21 protein-coding genes are annotated in these 18,204 nt (G+C 56.7%); 17 read left to right on the top strand and 4 right to left on the bottom strand.

Features of this window, described 5'->3' with window-relative positions; genetic code table 11:
- Positions 1-20: 20 nt before the first annotated feature.
- The 8 genes from ACR0KL_RS21270 (at position 21) to ACR0KL_RS21235 (ending at position 6,157) form a co-directional block, all read left to right on the top strand.
- Complete coding sequence (locus ACR0KL_RS21270) at positions 21-989, top strand: C-terminal binding protein (protein WP_170680900.1); 969 nt, start codon at positions 21-23, stop codon at positions 987-989.
- Positions 983-1,642: a bifunctional 4-hydroxy-2-oxoglutarate aldolase/2-dehydro-3-deoxy-phosphogluconate aldolase gene (locus ACR0KL_RS21265; RefSeq protein WP_480777475.1), complete on the top strand. Its 660-nt coding sequence runs from the start codon at positions 983-985 to the stop codon at positions 1,640-1,642. The genes ACR0KL_RS21270 and ACR0KL_RS21265 overlap by 7 nt, the downstream gene beginning before the upstream one ends.
- The gene (locus ACR0KL_RS21260) at positions 1,639-2,289 is read left to right on the top strand and encodes an RraA family protein (protein ID WP_170680904.1); all 651 of its coding nucleotides are present in this window, start codon (positions 1,639-1,641) and stop codon (positions 2,287-2,289) included. Before ACR0KL_RS21265 ends, ACR0KL_RS21260 begins: the two co-directional genes overlap by 4 nt.
- A gap of 70 nt (positions 2,290-2,359) precedes the next feature.
- Positions 2,360-3,550 carry an L-dopachrome tautomerase-related protein gene (locus ACR0KL_RS21255; protein ID WP_480777474.1) on the top strand — a complete coding sequence of 397 codons (1,191 nt, stop codon included), beginning with the start codon at positions 2,360-2,362 and terminating at the stop codon, positions 3,548-3,550.
- Positions 3,551-3,612: 62 nt separating this feature from the next.
- Positions 3,613-4,530, top strand: a complete 918-nt coding sequence (locus tag ACR0KL_RS21250) for a sugar kinase (RefSeq protein WP_170680908.1) — start codon at positions 3,613-3,615, stop codon at positions 4,528-4,530.
- 3 nt (positions 4,531-4,533) lie between these two features.
- The gene (locus ACR0KL_RS21245) at positions 4,534-5,238 is read left to right on the top strand and encodes an SDR family oxidoreductase (protein WP_170680910.1); all 705 of its coding nucleotides are present in this window, start codon (positions 4,534-4,536) and stop codon (positions 5,236-5,238) included.
- A 12-nt stretch (positions 5,239-5,250) separates the two neighbouring features.
- Positions 5,251-5,778, top strand: a complete 528-nt coding sequence (locus tag ACR0KL_RS21240; RefSeq protein ID WP_170680912.1) for a 2,4'-dihydroxyacetophenone dioxygenase family protein — start codon at positions 5,251-5,253, stop codon at positions 5,776-5,778.
- Positions 5,756-6,157: a methylglyoxal synthase gene (locus ACR0KL_RS21235; RefSeq protein ID WP_170680914.1), complete on the top strand. Its 402-nt coding sequence runs from the start codon at positions 5,756-5,758 to the stop codon at positions 6,155-6,157. The genes ACR0KL_RS21240 and ACR0KL_RS21235 overlap by 23 nt, the downstream gene beginning before the upstream one ends.
- Before the next feature lie 191 nt (positions 6,158-6,348).
- Here the strand turns inward: ACR0KL_RS21235 and ACR0KL_RS21230 are convergent, their stop codons facing one another.
- Positions 6,349-7,296 (bottom strand): LysR family transcriptional regulator, encoded by a 948-nt coding sequence (locus ACR0KL_RS21230; protein ID WP_170680916.1) that lies wholly within the window; start codon positions 7,294-7,296, stop codon positions 6,349-6,351.
- A 237-nt stretch (positions 7,297-7,533) separates the two neighbouring features.
- Between ACR0KL_RS21230 and ACR0KL_RS21225 the strand changes: the two genes are divergently transcribed.
- Positions 7,534-8,274, top strand: coding sequence for an SDR family oxidoreductase (locus ACR0KL_RS21225; RefSeq protein WP_170680918.1), 741 nt, complete (start codon positions 7,534-7,536; stop codon positions 8,272-8,274).
- 489 nt (positions 8,275-8,763) lie between these two features.
- Here ACR0KL_RS21225 and ACR0KL_RS21220 read toward each other — a convergent pair whose 3' ends face one another.
- Positions 8,764-8,982 (bottom strand): hypothetical protein, encoded by a 219-nt coding sequence (locus ACR0KL_RS21220; protein WP_170474859.1) that lies wholly within the window; start codon positions 8,980-8,982, stop codon positions 8,764-8,766.
- 211 nt (positions 8,983-9,193) lie between these two features.
- Here ACR0KL_RS21220 and ACR0KL_RS21215 point away from each other — a divergent pair, with 211 nt between their 5' ends.
- The 3 genes from ACR0KL_RS21215 to ACR0KL_RS21205 are packed head-to-tail and all read left to right on the top strand — an operon-like array spanning position 9,194 to position 11,337.
- Positions 9,194-9,694, top strand: coding sequence for a Dps family protein (locus ACR0KL_RS21215; RefSeq protein ID WP_170637777.1), 501 nt, complete (start codon positions 9,194-9,196; stop codon positions 9,692-9,694).
- Between the two features lie 51 nt (positions 9,695-9,745).
- Positions 9,746-10,030, top strand: a complete 285-nt coding sequence (locus ACR0KL_RS21210) for a sll1863 family stress response protein (protein WP_480777473.1) — start codon at positions 9,746-9,748, stop codon at positions 10,028-10,030.
- Positions 10,031-10,062: 32 nt separating this feature from the next.
- Positions 10,063-11,337, top strand: a complete 1,275-nt coding sequence (locus ACR0KL_RS21205; RefSeq protein WP_480555561.1) for a DUF2254 domain-containing protein — start codon at positions 10,063-10,065, stop codon at positions 11,335-11,337.
- A gap of 113 nt (positions 11,338-11,450) precedes the next feature.
- On the opposite strand, the gene ACR0KL_RS21200 is transcribed toward ACR0KL_RS21205, so the two are convergent.
- Positions 11,451-11,807: an IS66 family transposase gene (locus ACR0KL_RS21200; protein WP_170680926.1), complete on the bottom strand. Its 357-nt coding sequence runs from the start codon at positions 11,805-11,807 to the stop codon at positions 11,451-11,453.
- Positions 11,808-11,834: 27 nt separating this feature from the next.
- Positions 11,835-12,437 carry an XRE family transcriptional regulator gene (locus ACR0KL_RS21195; RefSeq protein WP_170637784.1) on the bottom strand — a complete coding sequence of 201 codons (603 nt, stop codon included), beginning with the start codon at positions 12,435-12,437 and terminating at the stop codon, positions 11,835-11,837.
- 132 nt (positions 12,438-12,569) lie between these two features.
- Here ACR0KL_RS21195 and glyA point away from each other — a divergent pair, with 132 nt between their 5' ends.
- The 5 genes from glyA (at position 12,570) to ACR0KL_RS21170 (ending at position 18,090) form a co-directional block, all read left to right on the top strand.
- On the top strand, positions 12,570-13,838 hold the full coding sequence (glyA, locus tag ACR0KL_RS21190; RefSeq protein WP_170680928.1) for a serine hydroxymethyltransferase: 1,269 nt from the start codon (positions 12,570-12,572) through the stop codon (positions 13,836-13,838).
- A gap of 11 nt (positions 13,839-13,849) precedes the next feature.
- Positions 13,850-15,232 (top strand): dihydrolipoyl dehydrogenase, encoded by a 1,383-nt coding sequence (lpdA, locus tag ACR0KL_RS21185; protein ID WP_480777472.1) that lies wholly within the window; start codon positions 13,850-13,852, stop codon positions 15,230-15,232.
- A gap of 14 nt (positions 15,233-15,246) precedes the next feature.
- Positions 15,247-16,191, top strand: coding sequence for a lipoyl synthase (lipA, locus tag ACR0KL_RS21180; RefSeq protein ID WP_170556289.1), 945 nt, complete (start codon positions 15,247-15,249; stop codon positions 16,189-16,191).
- 24 nt (positions 16,192-16,215) lie between these two features.
- Entirely contained in the window at positions 16,216-17,589 is a 1,374-nt protein-coding gene (locus tag ACR0KL_RS21175) for an alanine/glycine:cation symporter family protein (RefSeq protein WP_170680932.1), read from the top strand.
- A 78-nt stretch (positions 17,590-17,667) separates the two neighbouring features.
- Positions 17,668-18,090, top strand: a complete 423-nt coding sequence (locus ACR0KL_RS21170) for a universal stress protein (protein WP_170680934.1) — start codon at positions 17,668-17,670, stop codon at positions 18,088-18,090.
- The last annotated feature ends 114 nt before the right edge of the window (positions 18,091-18,204 follow it).

The raw sequence follows: 18,204 nt of genomic DNA, 5'->3' as shown, positions 1-18,204 counted from the left end.
CCATGCCGAGAGACCGCCACATGACCCGCCAAACCATCGCTATTCTTGAACCCGGCTATGCCGCCTATGACGCCGAGGCTTCGGTGTTGGCTGAGCAGGATGTTCAGATCGCGCCGGTTGCGCCGGAAACCGAGGCGGTCCCGGCCCTGCAGGCGTTGGATCCGGTCGCCATCCTTGTGCGGGAACGCATTGTGGATGCGGCCGTGATCGATGCCTGCCCGAACCTGAAAGTCGTCGTCCGCTATGGGGTGGGCGTCGACAATATCGACCTGAACTACGCGCAATCGCGCGGCATCTATGTTGCGAATGTGCCAGACTATGGTGCGGAAACCGAAGTCAGCGAACATGCGCTGGCGTTGTATTTGGCCGTGCAGCGGCGCATTCCGTCCCGAGATGCCGAAGTGCGGCAGGGTCAATGGGGAGTAGGGCAGGCGGCGTTGATCCCCAGCCGCGAAAACGCCACCCTTGGCCTGATTGGCTGCGGAAAGATCGGCCTGCAAGCTGCACGGAAGTTCCGGGCCCTGGGGTTCGCTTCGGTTCTAGTTTTTGACCCCTACCTTAGCGACGACGCAGCCCAAGCGGCGGATGTGCAAAAGGTGGATTTGATCGACCTCTGCAAGGCGTCCGACGTCATCAGTCTGCATGCTCCTCTCACCCCCGAAACACGGCATATTCTGAACGCCGAGCGTATCGCGCAGATGAAGCCAACCTCAATCGTGATCAACGTGTCGCGCGGCGGTTTGGTGGACGAAGTCGCATTGGCTCAGGCCCTGCATCAAGGTCGCATTTTCGGGGCTGGTATTGACGTGTTCGAACAGGAACCCGTCGACCCGACCAACCCCCTTTTACATAGCCCCAACACGATCGTGTCGGATCATGCTGCCTGGTACTCTGAACGATCGGTTGCGGTGCTGCAGCGATGTGCTGCGCGTGAAGTCGCGAGAGTTCTTGGGGACGAGCAACCCGATCACTGGGTGAACAAATGGTAGATTTCGTTAGCACTTTGCGATCGGCGCAAATTGTCCCGGTGATCCGCCATAGCGACCCCGAGATCGCTTTGACGGCCTGTGACCTGCTGGCCGAGGCCGGAAACCGCGCATTGGAGATTACCACTACGGTTCCGGATGCCGCAGCTCTGATCGCTGAGCTGCGTCAACGCTATCCTGCAATTTACACCGGTGCCGGAACGGTTCTTGACGCTGATCAGGCTGACGCAGTGTTGGCCGCTGGTGCCGAATTTGTTGTTTCTCCGTGCTGGAGCGATGCTGCTGCGCGCGAAGCCGGTGCCGCGAAAGTGCCCTATCTGCCCGGAGCAATGACACCGGGCGAGGTTCACCATCATGCGGAAAACGGTGCTGCGGTGATCAAGATTTTTCCGGCCGATGCTGCCGGAGGGCCCGGCTTCCTGAAGGCCGTCAAATCCGTGTTTCCCAATCTCGCCCTGATGCCGACTGGCGGCGTGTCTCCTGACACTGCGCAAACCTATCTGAACGCCGGTGCGCTTTGCGTCGGCATGGGTGGAAATCTGCTGCCCGCCCAGGCGCTCGAGGCCGGTCACATCGACTTGGCTCGCGCACAAATCAACGCGTCTCTCACAGCCGCATCTTTTCAATCTTCCCAACGTAAGAGGATACTCTCATGAACACCCAAGAACTCGTTGCCGGGTTTCGCGACGTGGCCACCGCATCAGTCGCGGATGCCGTGGACAAGGTGTCCGGCAAGACCGGATTTCTGCCCGCCTCGATCAAACCGCGCATCAATGAAAGGAAGATCGTCGGTCCAGCCGTAACAATTCTGGAAGGACCAACTGACGAATTCCTGCCGCCGCAACACGCGCTGGACGCCATCGACGAATCCGAGGCCGGTTCGGTCATCGTGATCTCGACCAATGGCACTACCGATGTGGCGCTGTGGGGTGGTCTGATGACCGCCGGAGCCGTTGCCAACAAACACGAAGGTGCCGTTCTGGACGGTGGTGTGCGTGATCTGGTCGAGATCAAGCGTGACTATGACTTCCCGGTCTATTCCCGCTGCGTTAACCCGGGCACCACTCTGGGCCGCGTTCGTACGCTGGCTTCCAATGTAGAAGTCGACATGGGCGGTGTGATTGTACACCCCGGCGACATCATCGTTGCAGATATCGACGGTGCGGTTGTGGTCCCTCGTGAACACGCCGAAGCGATCTTGGACATGGCACGCGAGATTGATGAGCGCGAAGCCGAACAGGCGCGTCTGATCATTGAAAGCGGCTCGCTGCGCGAAGGTCTGGCGAAATACGGCCGTATCTAAAACAACAATCCGTCCCGCAGGTTGCTCGCAACAACCTGCGGGACACCAGATCTCAGCAAGGGAGGAATACATGCTGAAACGAATGCTCAACACGGTGGCCCTTACCGCCGTTCTGGCTACCCCGGCGCTCGCGAACGGGCTCGAGGTGGTCGCGGAATGGAACACTCTGCCCTATGCCGTCAAGGATGAGGCGACAAAATCCGCTTGGGAAGGGAGCGAGATCTACGGCAAAGCACTGGTTCAGGGCGCCAAAGTCGACAGCCAAGGCAACATCTATGTGTCCACCGCACGCTGGGGCGGGGCCGAGGTCCCCTCAACCGTTTCCAAGCTGGTCAAAAACGGAGACATTTGGGAACTCGAGGCGTTTCCGTCTGAAGAAATGAACAGCATGTCGAACCCCGATGGCCTGAAAGCCGTTCTGGGTTTTGAGATCGACCGCAATGACGTGATGTGGATCCTGGATCAGGGCCACGTGGCAGGCCCTCCGTTCGAGGAGGGCGACGCGAAGCTCGTGCTGTGGGATCTGAAAGAGAACAAGGAAATTCAGCGCTATGTCTTCACGGCAGAAGAAGCGGACCGTCAGTGTTCTTTCCTGAACGATCTGGCCGTCGATAACGACACCGGCTTTGCCTATATCGCGGACAGTGGCATCTTCTGTGACCCGCTGCATGGCGGCCTGATCGTATATGACAGCAACACCAACTCAGTGCGTCGTATTCTGGACCAGCATCGGTTTACCAATGATGAGCAGAATTTCTTCTTCAACATTGACGACCGTCCGGTGCTGAAGAATGGCGGCATGCGCACCGGTGCCGACGGTATCGCGTTGTCTGGCGACAAGGAAACGCTCTACTGGACCAACCTGACTGGCAATCATCTCTATAGCCTTCCGACCGAAGTCCTGCGGGACTTCGAGACCAATGAAACAGTCATCGAAAACGCCGTTGAGGTTGCCGCAGTGCTGCCTTCGAACACCGATGGGATGACAGCGGACAATGCAGGCAACATCTATATGACCGCCCTGTCACTGGACGGCATCATGAAATTCGATGAATCCACGCGCGAGGTCAGCCGTTTCGTCCACCACCCGGAAATGAACTGGCCCGACACGCTGGCTTGGGGTCCGGATGGTGAGATGTATGTGGTCTCGAACCACCTGCATCTCTGGGTCGATGGTGACATGAACTTTGAAGACCCTGAAATCCCAAACTTCCGCATCTGGAAGATTCCGGGTGTCGGCCAAAGCTATACGACCGAATAACCCTCCCAAACTCCTTGGTCAGCCCACCGGGGCTGGCCCTTTTTTGCAAAGATGAGATGATCATGACCCCCGATATTCTGTGCCTTGGCGAACCGATGCTGGAGTTCAACCAACAGCCTGACGGGAACTATCTGCCCGGACATGGCGGTGACACCTCGAACTGCGCAATCGCCGCCGCGCGACAGGGTGCGTCCGTCGGCTATGTGACGCATATCGGCGCCGATACGTTCGGCAATTCCTTCATTGATCTGTGGAAGGTCGAGGGGATCGACACCTCGACCGTGCGTCAGGTCGCGGATGCTCATACCGGGGTCTATTTTGTGACGCATGGCGCGAACGGGCATGAGTTTAGCTATTTCCGCGCAGGCTCGGCCAGTAGCCGGATGGAGCCAGATGATCTGCCAGTGGCGGCGTTGCAATCGGTGAAGATACTGCACGTATCGGGAATCAGTCAGGCGATTTCGGATGTTGCCGCCGATACCGTGTTTCGGGCCATTCAGATTGTAAAGGACGGTGGAGGCCTCGTGTCCTACGACACCAATCTGCGTCTGAAGCTCTGGCCGATCGAACGCGCCCGCGCTGTGACGCACGCGGCCATGTCAAAATGCGATATTGCCCTTCCTGGTCTGGATGATGCCGAGCAACTGACAGGCTTGTCCGATCCCGATGACATCGCAGATTCTTACCTGAACCTCGGTGCAAAAATTGTCGCCCTGACGCTGGGGGCCGAAGGGACCCTGGTTGCAACACCAGACAAGCGCGAACGTGTCAAAGGCCGCCGGGTCGAAGCGGTGGATGCCACGGCCGCAGGCGACACATTTGACGGTGCTTTCCTGTCTCGTATTGTTGCGGGCGACGACCCATTTCAGGCCGCACGCTATGCCAACGCCGCTGCTGCGCTTTCGACCCAAGGGTACGGTGCGGTTGCCCCGATGCCTCGTAGAGATGCGGTCGAGGCGTTTCTTGCGGAAGGAGACTGATCCATGAAACACGCCGTTGTCATTGGCGGCACCCGCGGCATAGGCGCCGGTATCGCAGGGGAACTTCGCCGTAAGGGATGGCGCATCACCGCGACCGGTGTTGGAGCTGAAGAGGTTTCGGAATATGCTGCGCAGCACCCTGACGACGTCTGTGCGCAGTTGGATGTGCGGGATACTCAGGCCGTAACCGCGTTCTTCGGTGGGATCGAGAAACTCGACGGGCTGGTCAATTGCGCGGGTATTCTGGCACGTGGCGCGGAGTATGAGATCGACGTTTTTGAGACAGTGATCGATATCAACCTGACCGGTACCATGCGCTGCTGTCTGGCCGCGCAACCCGTGTTGGTCGCATCGGGCGGGGCGATCGTGAACACCGCGTCGATGCTCAGTTACTTTGGTGGGCCACTTGTTCCTGCTTATTCTGCCAGCAAAGGCGGCGTGGCGCAGTTGACTAAGGCTTTGGCCGGGAAATGGGCTGAAGATGGCGTGCGCGTCAATGCAGTTGCACCCGGATGGATCGAAACCGAAATGACCGAGGCCCTGCGCGCCGATCCGGCCCGCAACCAGCCTATTCTGGGTCGGACACCGCTGGACCGTTGGGGCAAACCATCCGAGGTTGGCGCACTGGCTGCTTGGCTACTGTCGGATGAGGCTGCTTTTGTGACCGGCGCTGTCTATCCTGTGGACGGCGGCTATTCTGCAATGTGAGGAGGGCAACTGATGCCAGTACAAGGAAACGACGACGATCCCAGGATGCCTTATCAACTGCCCTTCCCCAAGGATGCGCAGGAGGAGATCGTCATCCCTGAAGCCGTCGCCAAAGACGAGAGGGTCTGGGTGCCGCAAACCGAAAACGTCTCGTTCCGACCGCTCTGCTTGAACCGGTCTCAGGGGTACTGGATGAACCTGTTGCGCGTGCGGAAATCCGGGGTTCTGTCCAGGCATCGGCATCCGCAGCCCGTTCATGGTTTTGTTCTGAAAGGCCGCTGGCATTACCTGGAACATGACTGGGTCGCGGAGGAAGGCGGTTATGTATTTGAACCGCCGGGCGAAACCCACACTCTGATTGTACCCGATGATGTCGACGAAATGATCACCTATTTCCAGGTCAACGGCGTGATGCTTTATGTTGACCCATGGGGCAAAACCATGGGGTATGAGGACGTCTTCACTAAAATCGAGATGTGCCGTAAGCACTATGAGGAAGTCGGATTAGGGGCGGACTATGTCGAGCAATTCATCAGGTAGACCGCTGAAACTGGCCCTGGTTGCCCATGACGCCAAGAAAGATCTGATGGTCGAATGGGCCCAGTCCCATGCTGACATCCTAAGTCAGGCGGAATTGTTCGCCACCGGAACCACCGGTGGCCGCCTCAGGGCCGCGTTGCCTGAGCTTAATGTCACCGCGTTGCATAGTGGACCACTAGGCGGCGACCAGCAACTTGGGGCAATGATCTGCGAAGGCCGGCTGGACGGTTTGTTCTTTTTTATCGACCCAATGTCGCCGATGCCGCACGACGTGGATGTCAAAGCCCTGAGCCGTCTAGCGATTGTTTATGATCTACCCTTCGCAAGCAGCCCAAGCACAGCGGATTTCGTTCTGAAAGGGCTGACCGGACCAAAGTAGCTTTAAGGCTTTGGATGATGCTACGTTCAGTCCGACCCGTAAGGTCAGGATGTATTGATTTTCGTTGCGCTGCAGGATTCACGGCTTGGAATTCCAAGCGGTGGCACTAGCGGTTTTTTCTGACTGAGCGTCGAGCAGATGGCGTAGCGTCCCCCTTTTTCTCTAGCGTTAGCGCGGCAGGCCACAGTCATCTATTGGTTATGAATACTGACCCCAGGAAGCTCTTTTCCCAGATCGAGCTCCGTCGAACGGCTCATTTCAGTGAATGAGTCTACAACGAAGCGCCCCAAGGGTTCATGTGCAGTTTTCTGGGTCCAAACCATTTCGCTTTCCCATTTCGGCAAATCCAATGGCGTGGGAAAGACGTCACACCCAGCGCGCCGCGCAACCGGAGTCAACGACGTTGGCACAGTTGCAATCAAGTCGGATTGAGCGACGATATCGGGTAGCAGAGCAAATTGAGCGCAGGTCAAAACCACTTGCCGAGCTTTTCCAAGCTTCTTTAGTGCCTTATCTACAAAGCCGATTTTGTCATTGTTCAGTGTCATCAATGCATGACGAGCCTCTAGGAACGACTCAAGTGTCAAACCATCTCGGGTCAAAGGGTGATCGCGGCGGGCGATACATACAAAACTATCCGGCATAATCGTCCGTCGATGAAACCGCGCAGGAAGATGTCCAAATGTACCAATGGCCAACGTCACTGTTTCGGCATCCAATTGATCAATCAGAGTCATCTTGTTCATCGGTACGAAGATCAGGCTAAGATTTGGTGCGTGTTTTGAAAAGTAAGTGACCATCGCGGGAGCCAAACGCAGAATTGCCAAGTCCGAAGCCGCAACGGTGATTTGGCCTTGGGCATGTTTGGGATCAAACTCGGTTTGCTCCAGCATTTCTGAAACGATCGTCAGCGCGCCTTGCACTTTTGGCGCCAATTCTTCCGCGCGGCTGGTTGGTACCATTCCGCCCGGCCCCCTTTGAAAGAGTGGATCTTCAAACCTGGCGCGAAGCCGGTTCAGCGCGTTACTCATGGAGGGTTGGGCAAGGCCTATAGACGCCCCAGCGCGGCCGACATGTCGTTCTCGGTACATCGCGTCGAAGGCTTTGAGGAGGTTGAGGTCGAGAGATTTAATATTCATTTTGTGAATTTATCGCATTCTATTTATCTATTTCAACAACTTCGTTCTGCGCACTAGATATCCGACCAGAAACAACAAACGCTCAGATTGCGGCGGGTTGAAAGCTCCAAGGGGCACGATGGTTGCCTGGAGCACCTAACACCGGAGTTGGGCCTGGAAGAGTGTTCCTCAACCAGCGGAACCAACCCACAGCTGCGATCCGGTGCAAATGCAACTGAAGGGAAAAGGAGTGGAACTGTGACAAACGTTTTTGAAGCCGCGCTTAAAGGCAAACATGTCGTCATCGTTGGCGGCGGTAGCGGTATGGGCAAGGCAACAGCTGAACTTGCAGCCAGTTTGGGCGCCAAGGTTACAATCTCAAGCCGCAACAAAGAGAAACTGACGGCCGTTGCGTCTGAAATTGAAGGCGACATTTCGGTCGCTTCCGTTGACACCACTGACGAAGCAGCTGTCAAAGCATGGGCTGCCAGCCTCGGCGAGGTCGATCATCTCGTCATCTCGGCATCCAGCGCTGCGCACGGCGCGTTTGCTGAACTGCCGACTGACGACCTGCGCGGCATGATTGAGGCCAAATTCATTGGCCCCTACGTGACCGCTCGCGAGGTTCTGCCGTATCTGGCCGACGGCGCATCAATCACGCTGTTTTCCGGCGTGCTGAGCCGCCGCCCATCGGCCGGCGCGACCGGTCTAGGTGCGGTGAACGCGGCTGTTGAGGCTTTGACCATGGGGCTCGCGCAAGAACTGGCGGGTAAGTCCCGCGTCAACTGCATCAGCCCCGGGATGGTTGCGACCGAAGCCTATGCAGGCATGCCAGAAGAGGCACGTGAAGGCATGTACGCACAGGTTGGTGGATCGCTCCCTGTTGGCCGCGTCGGCAGGGCCAGCGAAATCGCTCAAGCTGTCATCATGGCAATGACCAACGGTTTCCTGACAGGTTCTGTGCTGGATATCGATGGCGGGCATCTGATCAAAGCCTGACAGTCTTTGCGGGGGTGCTGGCTGCCCCCCTCTTCCTGTTCGGCTCTTGCGGAGCTTCACATGTCAAGTTCCCCGTGTTTCGATTCAATTGATTTGCGCGAGCCGGTCATCTCTACCAGAAAGCCCGCCACTATGGACGATCTTGCCGATCAGCTTGGGGCTGTTGACAATTCGTCCGGCGCACCCGGTGAACGCGGCACTTTTTGATACCTCCGAGGCTTGGATTGGATCTGCAGCAGCCCCCCATGTTCAGTTGGCCGATCTACCCGAGCCGGGCTTTGACAAAACTGGTCGTACGCGCCTTTCGGTATGGCGAGGCGTCATCACCATCTGAAAAAAGATGCGGTTGATAACGCGGCCAACTCTCAGATGTTGGGGCGCCTCATACCCTTTCACCGATGAATAGATGCTGACGTAGAGGATCGTTTGATCGCTCATGCCATGTTGGTCCACCACTGGCGTCACTGGATTGCTCTGTGGGTTTTCCTGTCACTCGTCCACAACACGAAACTCGCCGGAAGGCGCGTCAGTAGGTGGCTCTGCGAACTCGTTGGAAATCAGACCGCGACGGATGAGTTCTCGAATGGCGGCCGCTCTGGAAGGCAATCTGTTCTCGAACCGCCAATCATCGATGGCTTTAAGCTCTTCGAGGTCGAGCATCAGTTGCAGTTTTTCCGTGCGCTTTGGTGGTCGATTTTGATCAGACACTGGCATGACCTCAGTAGCTTACGTCAGTTACTCCAAGCATGTATGGCATTGGGCCTGCGTGTCTACAGCAATGTTGGCAAGTTGGGCTGGATACCCAGGATCATGAAACGCCGCATGATGCGTTGGATACATATAATAAGTATCTGATTTTGTTTGAAAAATATCTTTTTGTTATTAGGTTCTACTCCACAAGTAACGAAACGGAGTGAAAATGATACAGCAAGTTTTGAAGTCTGAAGTTCAGGCAGAAACCAACGACACAGGTATCGACAAAAACGCCTGGATCGCCAACGCGGTGACGGAAGTGCTGGCCGATACCATGGTTCTGATGGTGAAAACGCAAGGCACACATTGGAACGTCGTGGGCCCACTCTTCCTGCCGATCCATGAACTGACAGAGCGTCAGTATCGCGACCTGTTTGAAGCTGCGGATGATTTGGCCGAGCGTGTGCGCGCTCTGGGTCAGGTGGCCCCGATCTCGTTCACGGACATGGTTAGCCAAGCCAAGTTGACCGAAGAAGAAACAGTCAAAAACGCAGAGGGTATGATCAACCAGTTGGTTGCGGACCACGAAGCGATTGCCCGGAACCTGCGTGAGACTGCCGCGACCGCTGCCCGTTATGGCGATGGGGCTACAGAGGATTTGATGAACGCTAGGATGGCGAAGCATGAGGAAGCGGTCTGGATGCTCAAGGCAATTGTTGCGGCCTAAATGGCAGCTCCCATTGATATGAACCAAAGTTTGAGACGAAAGGAAAATTTGATGACACGCGTTGGGTACGAGAAAAAGGCGCAGCTGCAACTGGATAGCTGGAATGCTCAAATTGATGTTCTCGAAGCCAAGCTGAAACTGGCCGAAGCGGACGCCAAACTCGAGCTCGAGGAGCAGCTCAGTAAGCTCTACAAGGCAAGGTCTGACGCAGAGGCTCAACTGAATGACTTGAAGTCGACCAGCGACGAGGCCTGGGAAGACGTCAAAGAGGGCTACGAGACTGCATGGGGCGATATGCGGAGTGCTTTGAACGAAGCGGCCGACCGGTTCGCGTAAAGCTGGGTTCGTGAACAAAGCTCGTGTCGTGAATGGGGACCGGAATGCAAACACCTAGAGAATTAGTGAGGTACTTTCGCGGGTTCCTAACCATCCCTGCCGCCATTAGTCTTTCAGGGCTTTTGGTGGCTGGGATTGTCTTCAAAACGGAGCAAGCGCTCGTGAGTTGGGGTTGGTCCGCTTCCGATTGGCTGAGCGTTTCTAATCGTACTGCGAGCGATGTACTAAGCGCAATCTCAGCAGCATCCATGTCCGCGTTGGTCATGGTCTATTCCATTGTTTTGCTGGTCTACACCTTGGCAGCTGGATCTATTGGGCCCAGGCTCTTGCAGCGCTTTGGCGAAGACAGGGTAAATCAGGTTGCAGTGGGCTCACTTGGAGCGACGTTTTTGTACAGCTTGATGATCTTGTGGCTGATACGCGATGACACATCCGTCAATTCGGCCGTTGCGATTGGAATAGTCTATTCAATCATTTCAGTTCTTTTGCTGCTGCTCTTCGTTCATACAGTATCGACGCGCGTAACCATTGATCAGGAGGCGGCGCGGATTTCTGAAGCCTTGGATCGCCAAGTGAGCACCGCAATCGAAAACCGTGCAGATATTCCATCTTCAGAGGCAGTCCCTGAGGAGGGAGACAAGCGCCAAGTCTCGGCTTCGGGCACTGGATATGTGAACTCGATCAATACCGAAGGTCTGGTGGGTGCCGCCAAGGAAGCAGGAGCCGTCGTCGTTTTTGATGTGCAGCCAGGTGACTTCATGGTTCCAACGGACACTCTGGCCAATGTTTATGGTGACAGTGACGAGAGCCTCGATGATCTTGTGCAAGCGGCAGCTCCGTTGATCCCCGCGCGAGATCCTACCGGAGATATCCGCTTTTCTGTCCATCTCCTAGTGGAAATTGCACTTCGGGCGTTGTCGCCGGGTGTCAACGACACGTTTACCGCAATAGTCTGCATCGACCGTCTATCGGCATCTCTGGCCCGTGCGTGGTCGTCCAAGCTCTGTACGGGTGTGTATCGGGATGACGACGGAAACGTAAGGGTGATTTATCCGTCCATCACAGCAGAGTCACTGTTCCACGACTCGATGCCAGCCCTAAGACGCGCTGCCCGGGGTAATGGCCTCGTAACGGCCGCCCTTATTCGAGCTTTGGGGCGCATCGCGGAGGCAGCTCCAGAAGAAGATTTGCGAGCTGTTGTAGATGAGCTATCTGCGGTCAGAGATGAGACCCGAGAAAGCGATATGCTAAAGCGCGATATTGATAAGTTTTGCGGCCAAGTGGAAACCGCACTTGAACGAATCTAGCTAGCTGTCCTGAACTCAAGTCAAAGTATCTCAGCCCTACGAAGACAGGTCACTGAGGTGCCAGTTATCCGTCCGAACAAAGCTTGGACTATAAAATGTGAACTTGTCACACGTCAGCGGGATAGTTCCAGGGCATCAGGCTGGCGATGTTTGCCTGTTTGTGACCGCTTGCAATAGCGATCAGCATTCGGGCGAGCTAGGCGGTCCAAGCCATTGAGTTTGTAGGTTTCGTTCATTGAGGCGAGGAATGCACAATTTTGAACCCCGGTCTCGTGTCTTGCGAACAACGCGTTTGTCCTGATCAGGGCTCTTAAACGGATTGTCCATTTGACGCTGTTGAAATCCAGTTTCAATAAATCATCGTGGAGGAAGACGATCAGTCCGTCCAAGTGTTTGGGAGTTTGGCTCAGAGCCCCACCGACGGGAAACTTGGCGGAGGCGCGGGCGCGTTGTTTGTGCGGCCGCGACATACGCGTCCAACCGACTGTGCGCTCAGATCACTCTAGCGAAACCCACAAGACTTTTGCGTCTTCTTTGCTGGTTGAAATGCAGCCGTGACCCATGCCGCTGTCGTAGTACAGGGAATCCCCAGCCTTCATGGTCAACGGGCGGTAGTGTTCTGAAATAAAGGTTAGCTCACCGCTGATCACATACATAAATTCTTCACCCGAATGTCTGATCCAGTTCTCGAACTCGGACACATCACGGGCTTTGATCGTCGCGATGTAAGGCAGCATTCGCTTGCTGGTCAGTTCAGGGCAGAGCAACTCGTGCAGATATGTCGGGGTGTCCTTCATCTCGCCCTGGCCTTTTGGAGTGTAGTCGCGGCGGCCCGAAATGCCACTTTGGCCCGATTGCAGAAACAGCTGCGGGGTGCTCATTTCCAGCGCTTGAGTCAGCCTGCGAACAATATCGAAGCTGGGTCGCGTCTGGTTGTTTTCGATCTTGGAAAGTGTCGAGCGACCGATTCCCGCCGCCCGTCCGGCTTCCTCCAACGTCCACCCTTTTGCACGGCGCGCATCCCGGATTGAGCGCCCCAAAGCAGCGCCTTCGTCCTGTTCTTCCGGCCCGACGGCGTCGTTCAGGCTGTCATCGACCATAGAAATCTCCCTGATTTTCCGCAGGTTACCGATTTCCCCATCCTTACACAACTTCACAAGTACGAGATATATGTTGCCTAGAGTATCCTATTTCCACTATAGGAAAAAAAATTTCGTACTTGGGATTCGAGTATGATGGAGGGAACCTTGTTTACAAAATCGCTCAAAGATGCAGATCCGGTTATTGCTGCTTCGATTGCACGTGAAGGCAAGCGCCAAGCAGAACAGATCGAGCTTATCGCGTCCGAGAATATCGTCTCGCAGGCTGTGATCAACGCGCAGGGTTCTGTGCTCACGAACAAGTACGCTGAGGGCTATCCCGGTCGCCGCTACTACGGCGGTTGCGAATATGTGGATGAGGTTGAGGTTGAAGCGATCGAACGATTGAAGAGGTTGTTCGGCTGCGAGTTCGCCAACGTTCAGCCACACTCTGGCGCGCAGGCAAACGGAGCGGTGAAGCTTGCGCTGCTCAGCCCCGGTGACACGATCCTTGGCATGTCGCTTGATGCCGGTGGTCACCTGACGCACGGTGCCAAGCCTGCTCAGTCGGGCAAGTGGTTTCACCCGGTTCAATATGGCCTGACGGACGAGGGGCTGATCGACTATGATCAAGTCGAAGCGCTGGCCAAGGCTGAAAAGCCAAAGCTGATTATCGCTGGCGCTTCGGCCTATTCGCAAAAGATCGATTTCGCTCGGTTCCGTGCGATCGCGGATGAGGTCGGTGCATGGCTGCTGGCCGATATGGCGCATATCGCGGGTCTGGTTGCGACCGGGCTGCACCCCTCGCCAATTGGTCATGCGCATGTGGTCACCTCGACGACCCACAAGACCCTGCGCGGTCCGCGCGGCGGGATCATTCTGACGAATGACGAGGCGTTGGCGAAAAAGATCAATTCTGCTGTGTTCCCCGGACTTCAGGGCGGCCCCTTGATGCACGTGATCGCAGGTAAGGCCGTCGCCTTTGGCGAAGCGTTGAAGCCAGAGTTCAAGGGGTACATGCAGCGTGTCGTCGACAGCGCCAATGCTTTGGCAAACGTCATGATGGCGCGTGGTTGTGACATCGTTTCGGGCGGCACAGAAAACCACCTTATGCTGGTCGACCTGCGGCCGCTTGGCGTTACCGGCAAAGATGCAGAAGCCGCGCTGGAACGCGCCGGGTTTACTTGCAACAAGAACAGCGTCCCTGGTGATCCAGAAAAGCCGACGATCACGAGCGGTATCCGGCTAGGAACGGCCGCTGGATGTAGCCGTGGTTTTGGGCCTGATGAGTTCACTCAGATCGGCCATTTGATTGGCGACGTTCTCGATGCGCTGCGTGAGTCTCCTGAAGGCGATGCAACCGTCGAAGCCGAGACCCGCGCAAAAGTCCGCGCTCTCTGCGCCAACTATCCAATCTACTGAAAGAACACCCAATGAGCATTTACGATCTCATCGTCATCGGGGGCGGCCCCGGCGGTTATGTTGCTGCGATCCGCGCGGCTCAACTGGGTATGAAAGTGGCTTGCGTGGAAGGGCGTGGGGCGCTGGGCGGAACCTGTTTGAATGTGGGGTGCATCCCCTCCAAAGCGTTGCTGACCTCCTCGGCCAAATATGCCGAGCTTGCACATCTCTCCTCCCATGGCATTGCGGTTGAGGGGGCCAGCATCGACGTGCCGTCAATGATGGGGCGCAAGGACAAGATTGTTGGCGATCTTACCAAGGGCATCGGTTTTCTATTCAAGAAGAACGGCGTTGAGCTGATCGAAGGCTGGGCCCGTATCCCGGCGGACGGGCAGGTGGAGGTTGGCGACGATATCTATGAGGCCAAGAATATCCTGATCGCCACGGGGTCTGAGCCGACGCCGCTGAACGGTATCGAGATCGATGAGCAGGATGTTCTCAGCTCAACCGGTGCCTTGGCGCTGGACACGGTGCCTGATCATCTGGTTGTCGTCGGGGCAGGGGTGATCGGGCTAGAGCTGGGTCAGGTTTGGGCACGTCTTGGGGCCAATGTCACAGTGGTTGAGTATCTGGACCGCGTTCTGCCCGGTATTGACGGTGAGATTGCGAAACTGGCGCAGCGCGCACTCAGCAAACGCGGCCTGAAGTTCCAGTTGGGACGCGCGCTGAAGGCCATTGAAAAGTCCGAAACCGGATTGACGCTTACTCTGGACCGGGTCGGCAAAGACAAGGAAGAGGTGATCGAAGCCGACAAGGTTCTGATCGCCGTCGGACGCCGGCCCGTCACGCGCGGGTTGGGGCTGGAAGAATTGGAGATAGCTCTTGACCCGCGCGGCTTTGTTCAAGTTGACAACAGCTTCCGCACATCGGTTCCCGGCATCTATGCGATCGGGGACTGCGTCCCCGGACCGATGCTGGCCCATAAGGCCGAGGAAGATGGCATTGCCTGCGTTGAGATGTTGGCGGGGCAGGGCGGCCATGTCGATTACAACACCGTGCCGGGTGTCGTTTACACGGACCCTGAGGTTGCCTCGGTCGGTATGACTGAAGAGGCACTGAAAGAAGCCAGTAAAGAATACCTGGTCGGCAAATTCGCTTTCATGGCCAACTCGCGCGCGCGATCGACCGGAGAAACCGACGGCGCGGTCAAGGTTTTGGCTGACCCGAACGGCAAAATTTTGGGCGCGCATATTTGCGGTGCGCATGGCGGTGATCTGATCGCGGAACTCGTTCTGGCGATGACCAAAGGTGCTACCGTCGCCGAGGTCGCCTCCACCTGTCATGCACATCCAGCTATGGGCGAGGCGGTCAAAGAAGCCTGCCTCGACGCTCTGGGCCGCGCGATCCACGCGTAAGAAGGAGCCGCCAGATGACCATCCAGCTTCGCCCCCGCCACCCCGAAAAAGCCAAGAAGGCAGATAGTGTCATTCCCCGCAAGCCCAAGTGGATTCGCAAGAAAAAGGGCGACAGCACCGAGTATTATGAAACCCGCCGCTTGATGCGCGAGCATAACCTGGCGACGGTTTGCGAAGAGGCCGCCTGTCCCAATATCGGCGAGTGCTGGTCCAAGCGCCACGCCACCATGATGATCATGGGCGAGGTTTGCACGCGTGGCTGTTCCTTCTGCAACGTGGCCACCGGTCGACCGGATGCATTGGATGTGTTCGAACCGGGCCGTGTCGCGGCGGCCGTCAAAAAGCTGGGGCTTCGTCATGTGGTTATCACATCGGTTGACCGCGACGATTTGGAAGACGGTGGCGCCGAACATATCGCGCAGACCATCCGAGCGGTGCGGCACCAAAACCCTGAAACTACCGTCGAAGTTCTAACTCCGGACTTCTTGGGAAAAGGGACTTCTGCAGATCTGGTATTTGAAGCAGCGCCGGACGTTTTCAACCACAATCTGGAAACTGTGCCGCATCTTTATCCAACGGTTCGTCCCGGCGCGCGATATTATACGTCTTTGCGCCTGTTGGATGATGCCAAGCGCGCAAACCCTGAGATCTTCACCAAATCCGGCCTGATGGTCGGCCTTGGCGAAAGCCTCAGTGACGTCCGCCAAGTGATGGATGATCTGCGCGCCGCAAATGTCGATTTCCTGACAGTCGGGCAATACCTGCAACCGACCCCGAAACATCACCCGATCGACCGGTTCTGGTCACCGGAAGAGTTCGCCCAGCTGGAGCAGATCGCGCGCTCCAAGGGCTTTCTACACGTGTCGGCCACTCCGCTGACCCGTTCGTCGTTCCACGCGGACGAAGACTTTGCCGCCCTCAAGCAAGCTCGCCAACGAGCGATTGCTGCCGGGGCATAACCAGACGCACTAGGGAGGAATACCATGGAAGCGTTAAATTCAATCGTAGGAGCCATCAATGGCGTCGTGTGGGGGCCGCTGATGCTGGTCCTCATCCTTGGCGTTGGCTTCTTCCTGCAGGTCGGGCTGAAATTCATGCCGATCCTGCGCATTGGCACGGGCTTCAGCCTGTTGTTCAAAGGCCGGGAAGGTCAGGGCGAAGGGCAGATCAGCCCATTCAACGCGCTGATGACCTCGCTGTCGGCGACCATCGGTACAGGTAACATCGCTGGTGTGGCCACTGCTGTCTTCCTGGGCGGTCCAGGCGCCTTGTTCTGGATGTGGATGACCGCCCTGGTGGGCATGGCCACCAAATATGCCGAAGCTGTCTGCGCGGTGAAATATCGCGAAAAAGACGAGCTGGGGAACTATGTTGGCGGCCCGATGTACTACATCAAGAACGGTCTCGGCGCAAAATGGGCGTGGCTGGGTGTAGCATTCGCCCTGTTCGGCGCGGTTGCCGCCTTCGGCATCGGCAACGGCGTACAGGCAAACGGTGTGGCACAGGTTCTTGAAGCGAACTTTGGTCTGAACACCTCGGTCACTGGCGTTGTTCTGATGGTTCTGACTGCAGCTGTCATCCTGGGCGGTATCACTCGCATTGGTGCGGTTGCCGGTAAGCTGGTTCCGTTTATGGCCGTTGCTTATATCATCGCGGGCCTGCTGGTTCTGCTGATCAACATCGGCAACATTGGACATGCGCTGTCGCTCGTCTTCACCTACGCGTTCACTCCGTCCGCCGCAGAAGGTGGTTTCGCGGGTGCAGCCGTTTGGGCCGCCATCCGCTTTGGTGTGGCGCGTGGTGTGTTCTCGAACGAAGCCGGGCTGGGTTCCGCCCCGATTGCGCACGCTGCTGCCGAGACCAAAGGTCCGGTAAACCAGGGCCTGATCGCGATGCTGGGTACGTTCATCGACACCATCATCGTCTGCTCGATCACCGGTCTGGCGATCATCGCGTCGGGTGCTTGGACATCGGGTGAATCCGGTGCGGCGCTGACCAGCCACGCGTTCGAACTGTCGCTGCCGGGTATCGGTGGGTATCTGATCGCCATCGCTCTGTCGATCTTCGCCTTCACCACTATCCTTGGCTGGTCCTTCTATGGTGAGAAATGCGTTGAGTTCCTGCTGGGTGTGAAATCCCTGATGCCCTACCGCGTCCTGTGGATCGTCATGATCTACTTCGGCGCAACTGCAGATCTGGGCTTTATCTGGCTGCTGGCAGACACGTTGAACGCCATGATGGCTATCCCGAACCTGATTGCCCTGGCCCTGTTGAGTCCGATCGTCTTCAAACTGACGAAAGAGTTCTTTGCCTCGGGCGGCCAGTCCGAAGAGCCGGAGGCAAAACCTGCCGAATAAGTTCGGCCCGACCAAAACGGGGGGCCAATCTGGCCCCCCGCCTTTGAAACAGAATTCCATATCTCGAGGAGAGACGTGATGGCCACGAAAATCCTGCTGCCCATTGATCATACCGACGACCGTTCCTGGAAACTGGCTCTGCCGATCGCTTTGGAACAGGCGAAATTCTACGGTGCCGAACTGCATGCAGTTGCCGTCATCCCCGAGATTATCCAACTTCCGAACCTGCCCGCGAACTATGGCGCCGGAGCAAAGGATCACGTCCGCAACGCCGTTCAGGCCATTCTGGACCACGGCGATGCCTCCGATGTGGCGATCCATATCGAAGAAGGCAGCGTTTACCGTGAAATCCTGAAACTCGCCTACAAAGAGGGCTTTGATCTGATTGTCATGGCCTCCACCAAGGGCGATTTCCCGAACTATGAGATTGGCCCGAACCTCGCCCGGGTGGTGCGGAATGCGCACTGCACAGTGACGGTCGTTCGCGACCAATCCCGCTGATTGAAAGGTTAGAAAAATGACTTCACCGAAGCGCACTCCTCTTTACGATTTGCACGTCGAGCTTGGCGGCAAGATGGTTGATTTTGCGGGCTGGGAGATGCCTGTTCAGTATCC

The organism is Ruegeria sp. C8, from assembly GCF_056537565.1.
This window is presented reverse-complemented; position numbering and strand designations above follow the sequence as displayed.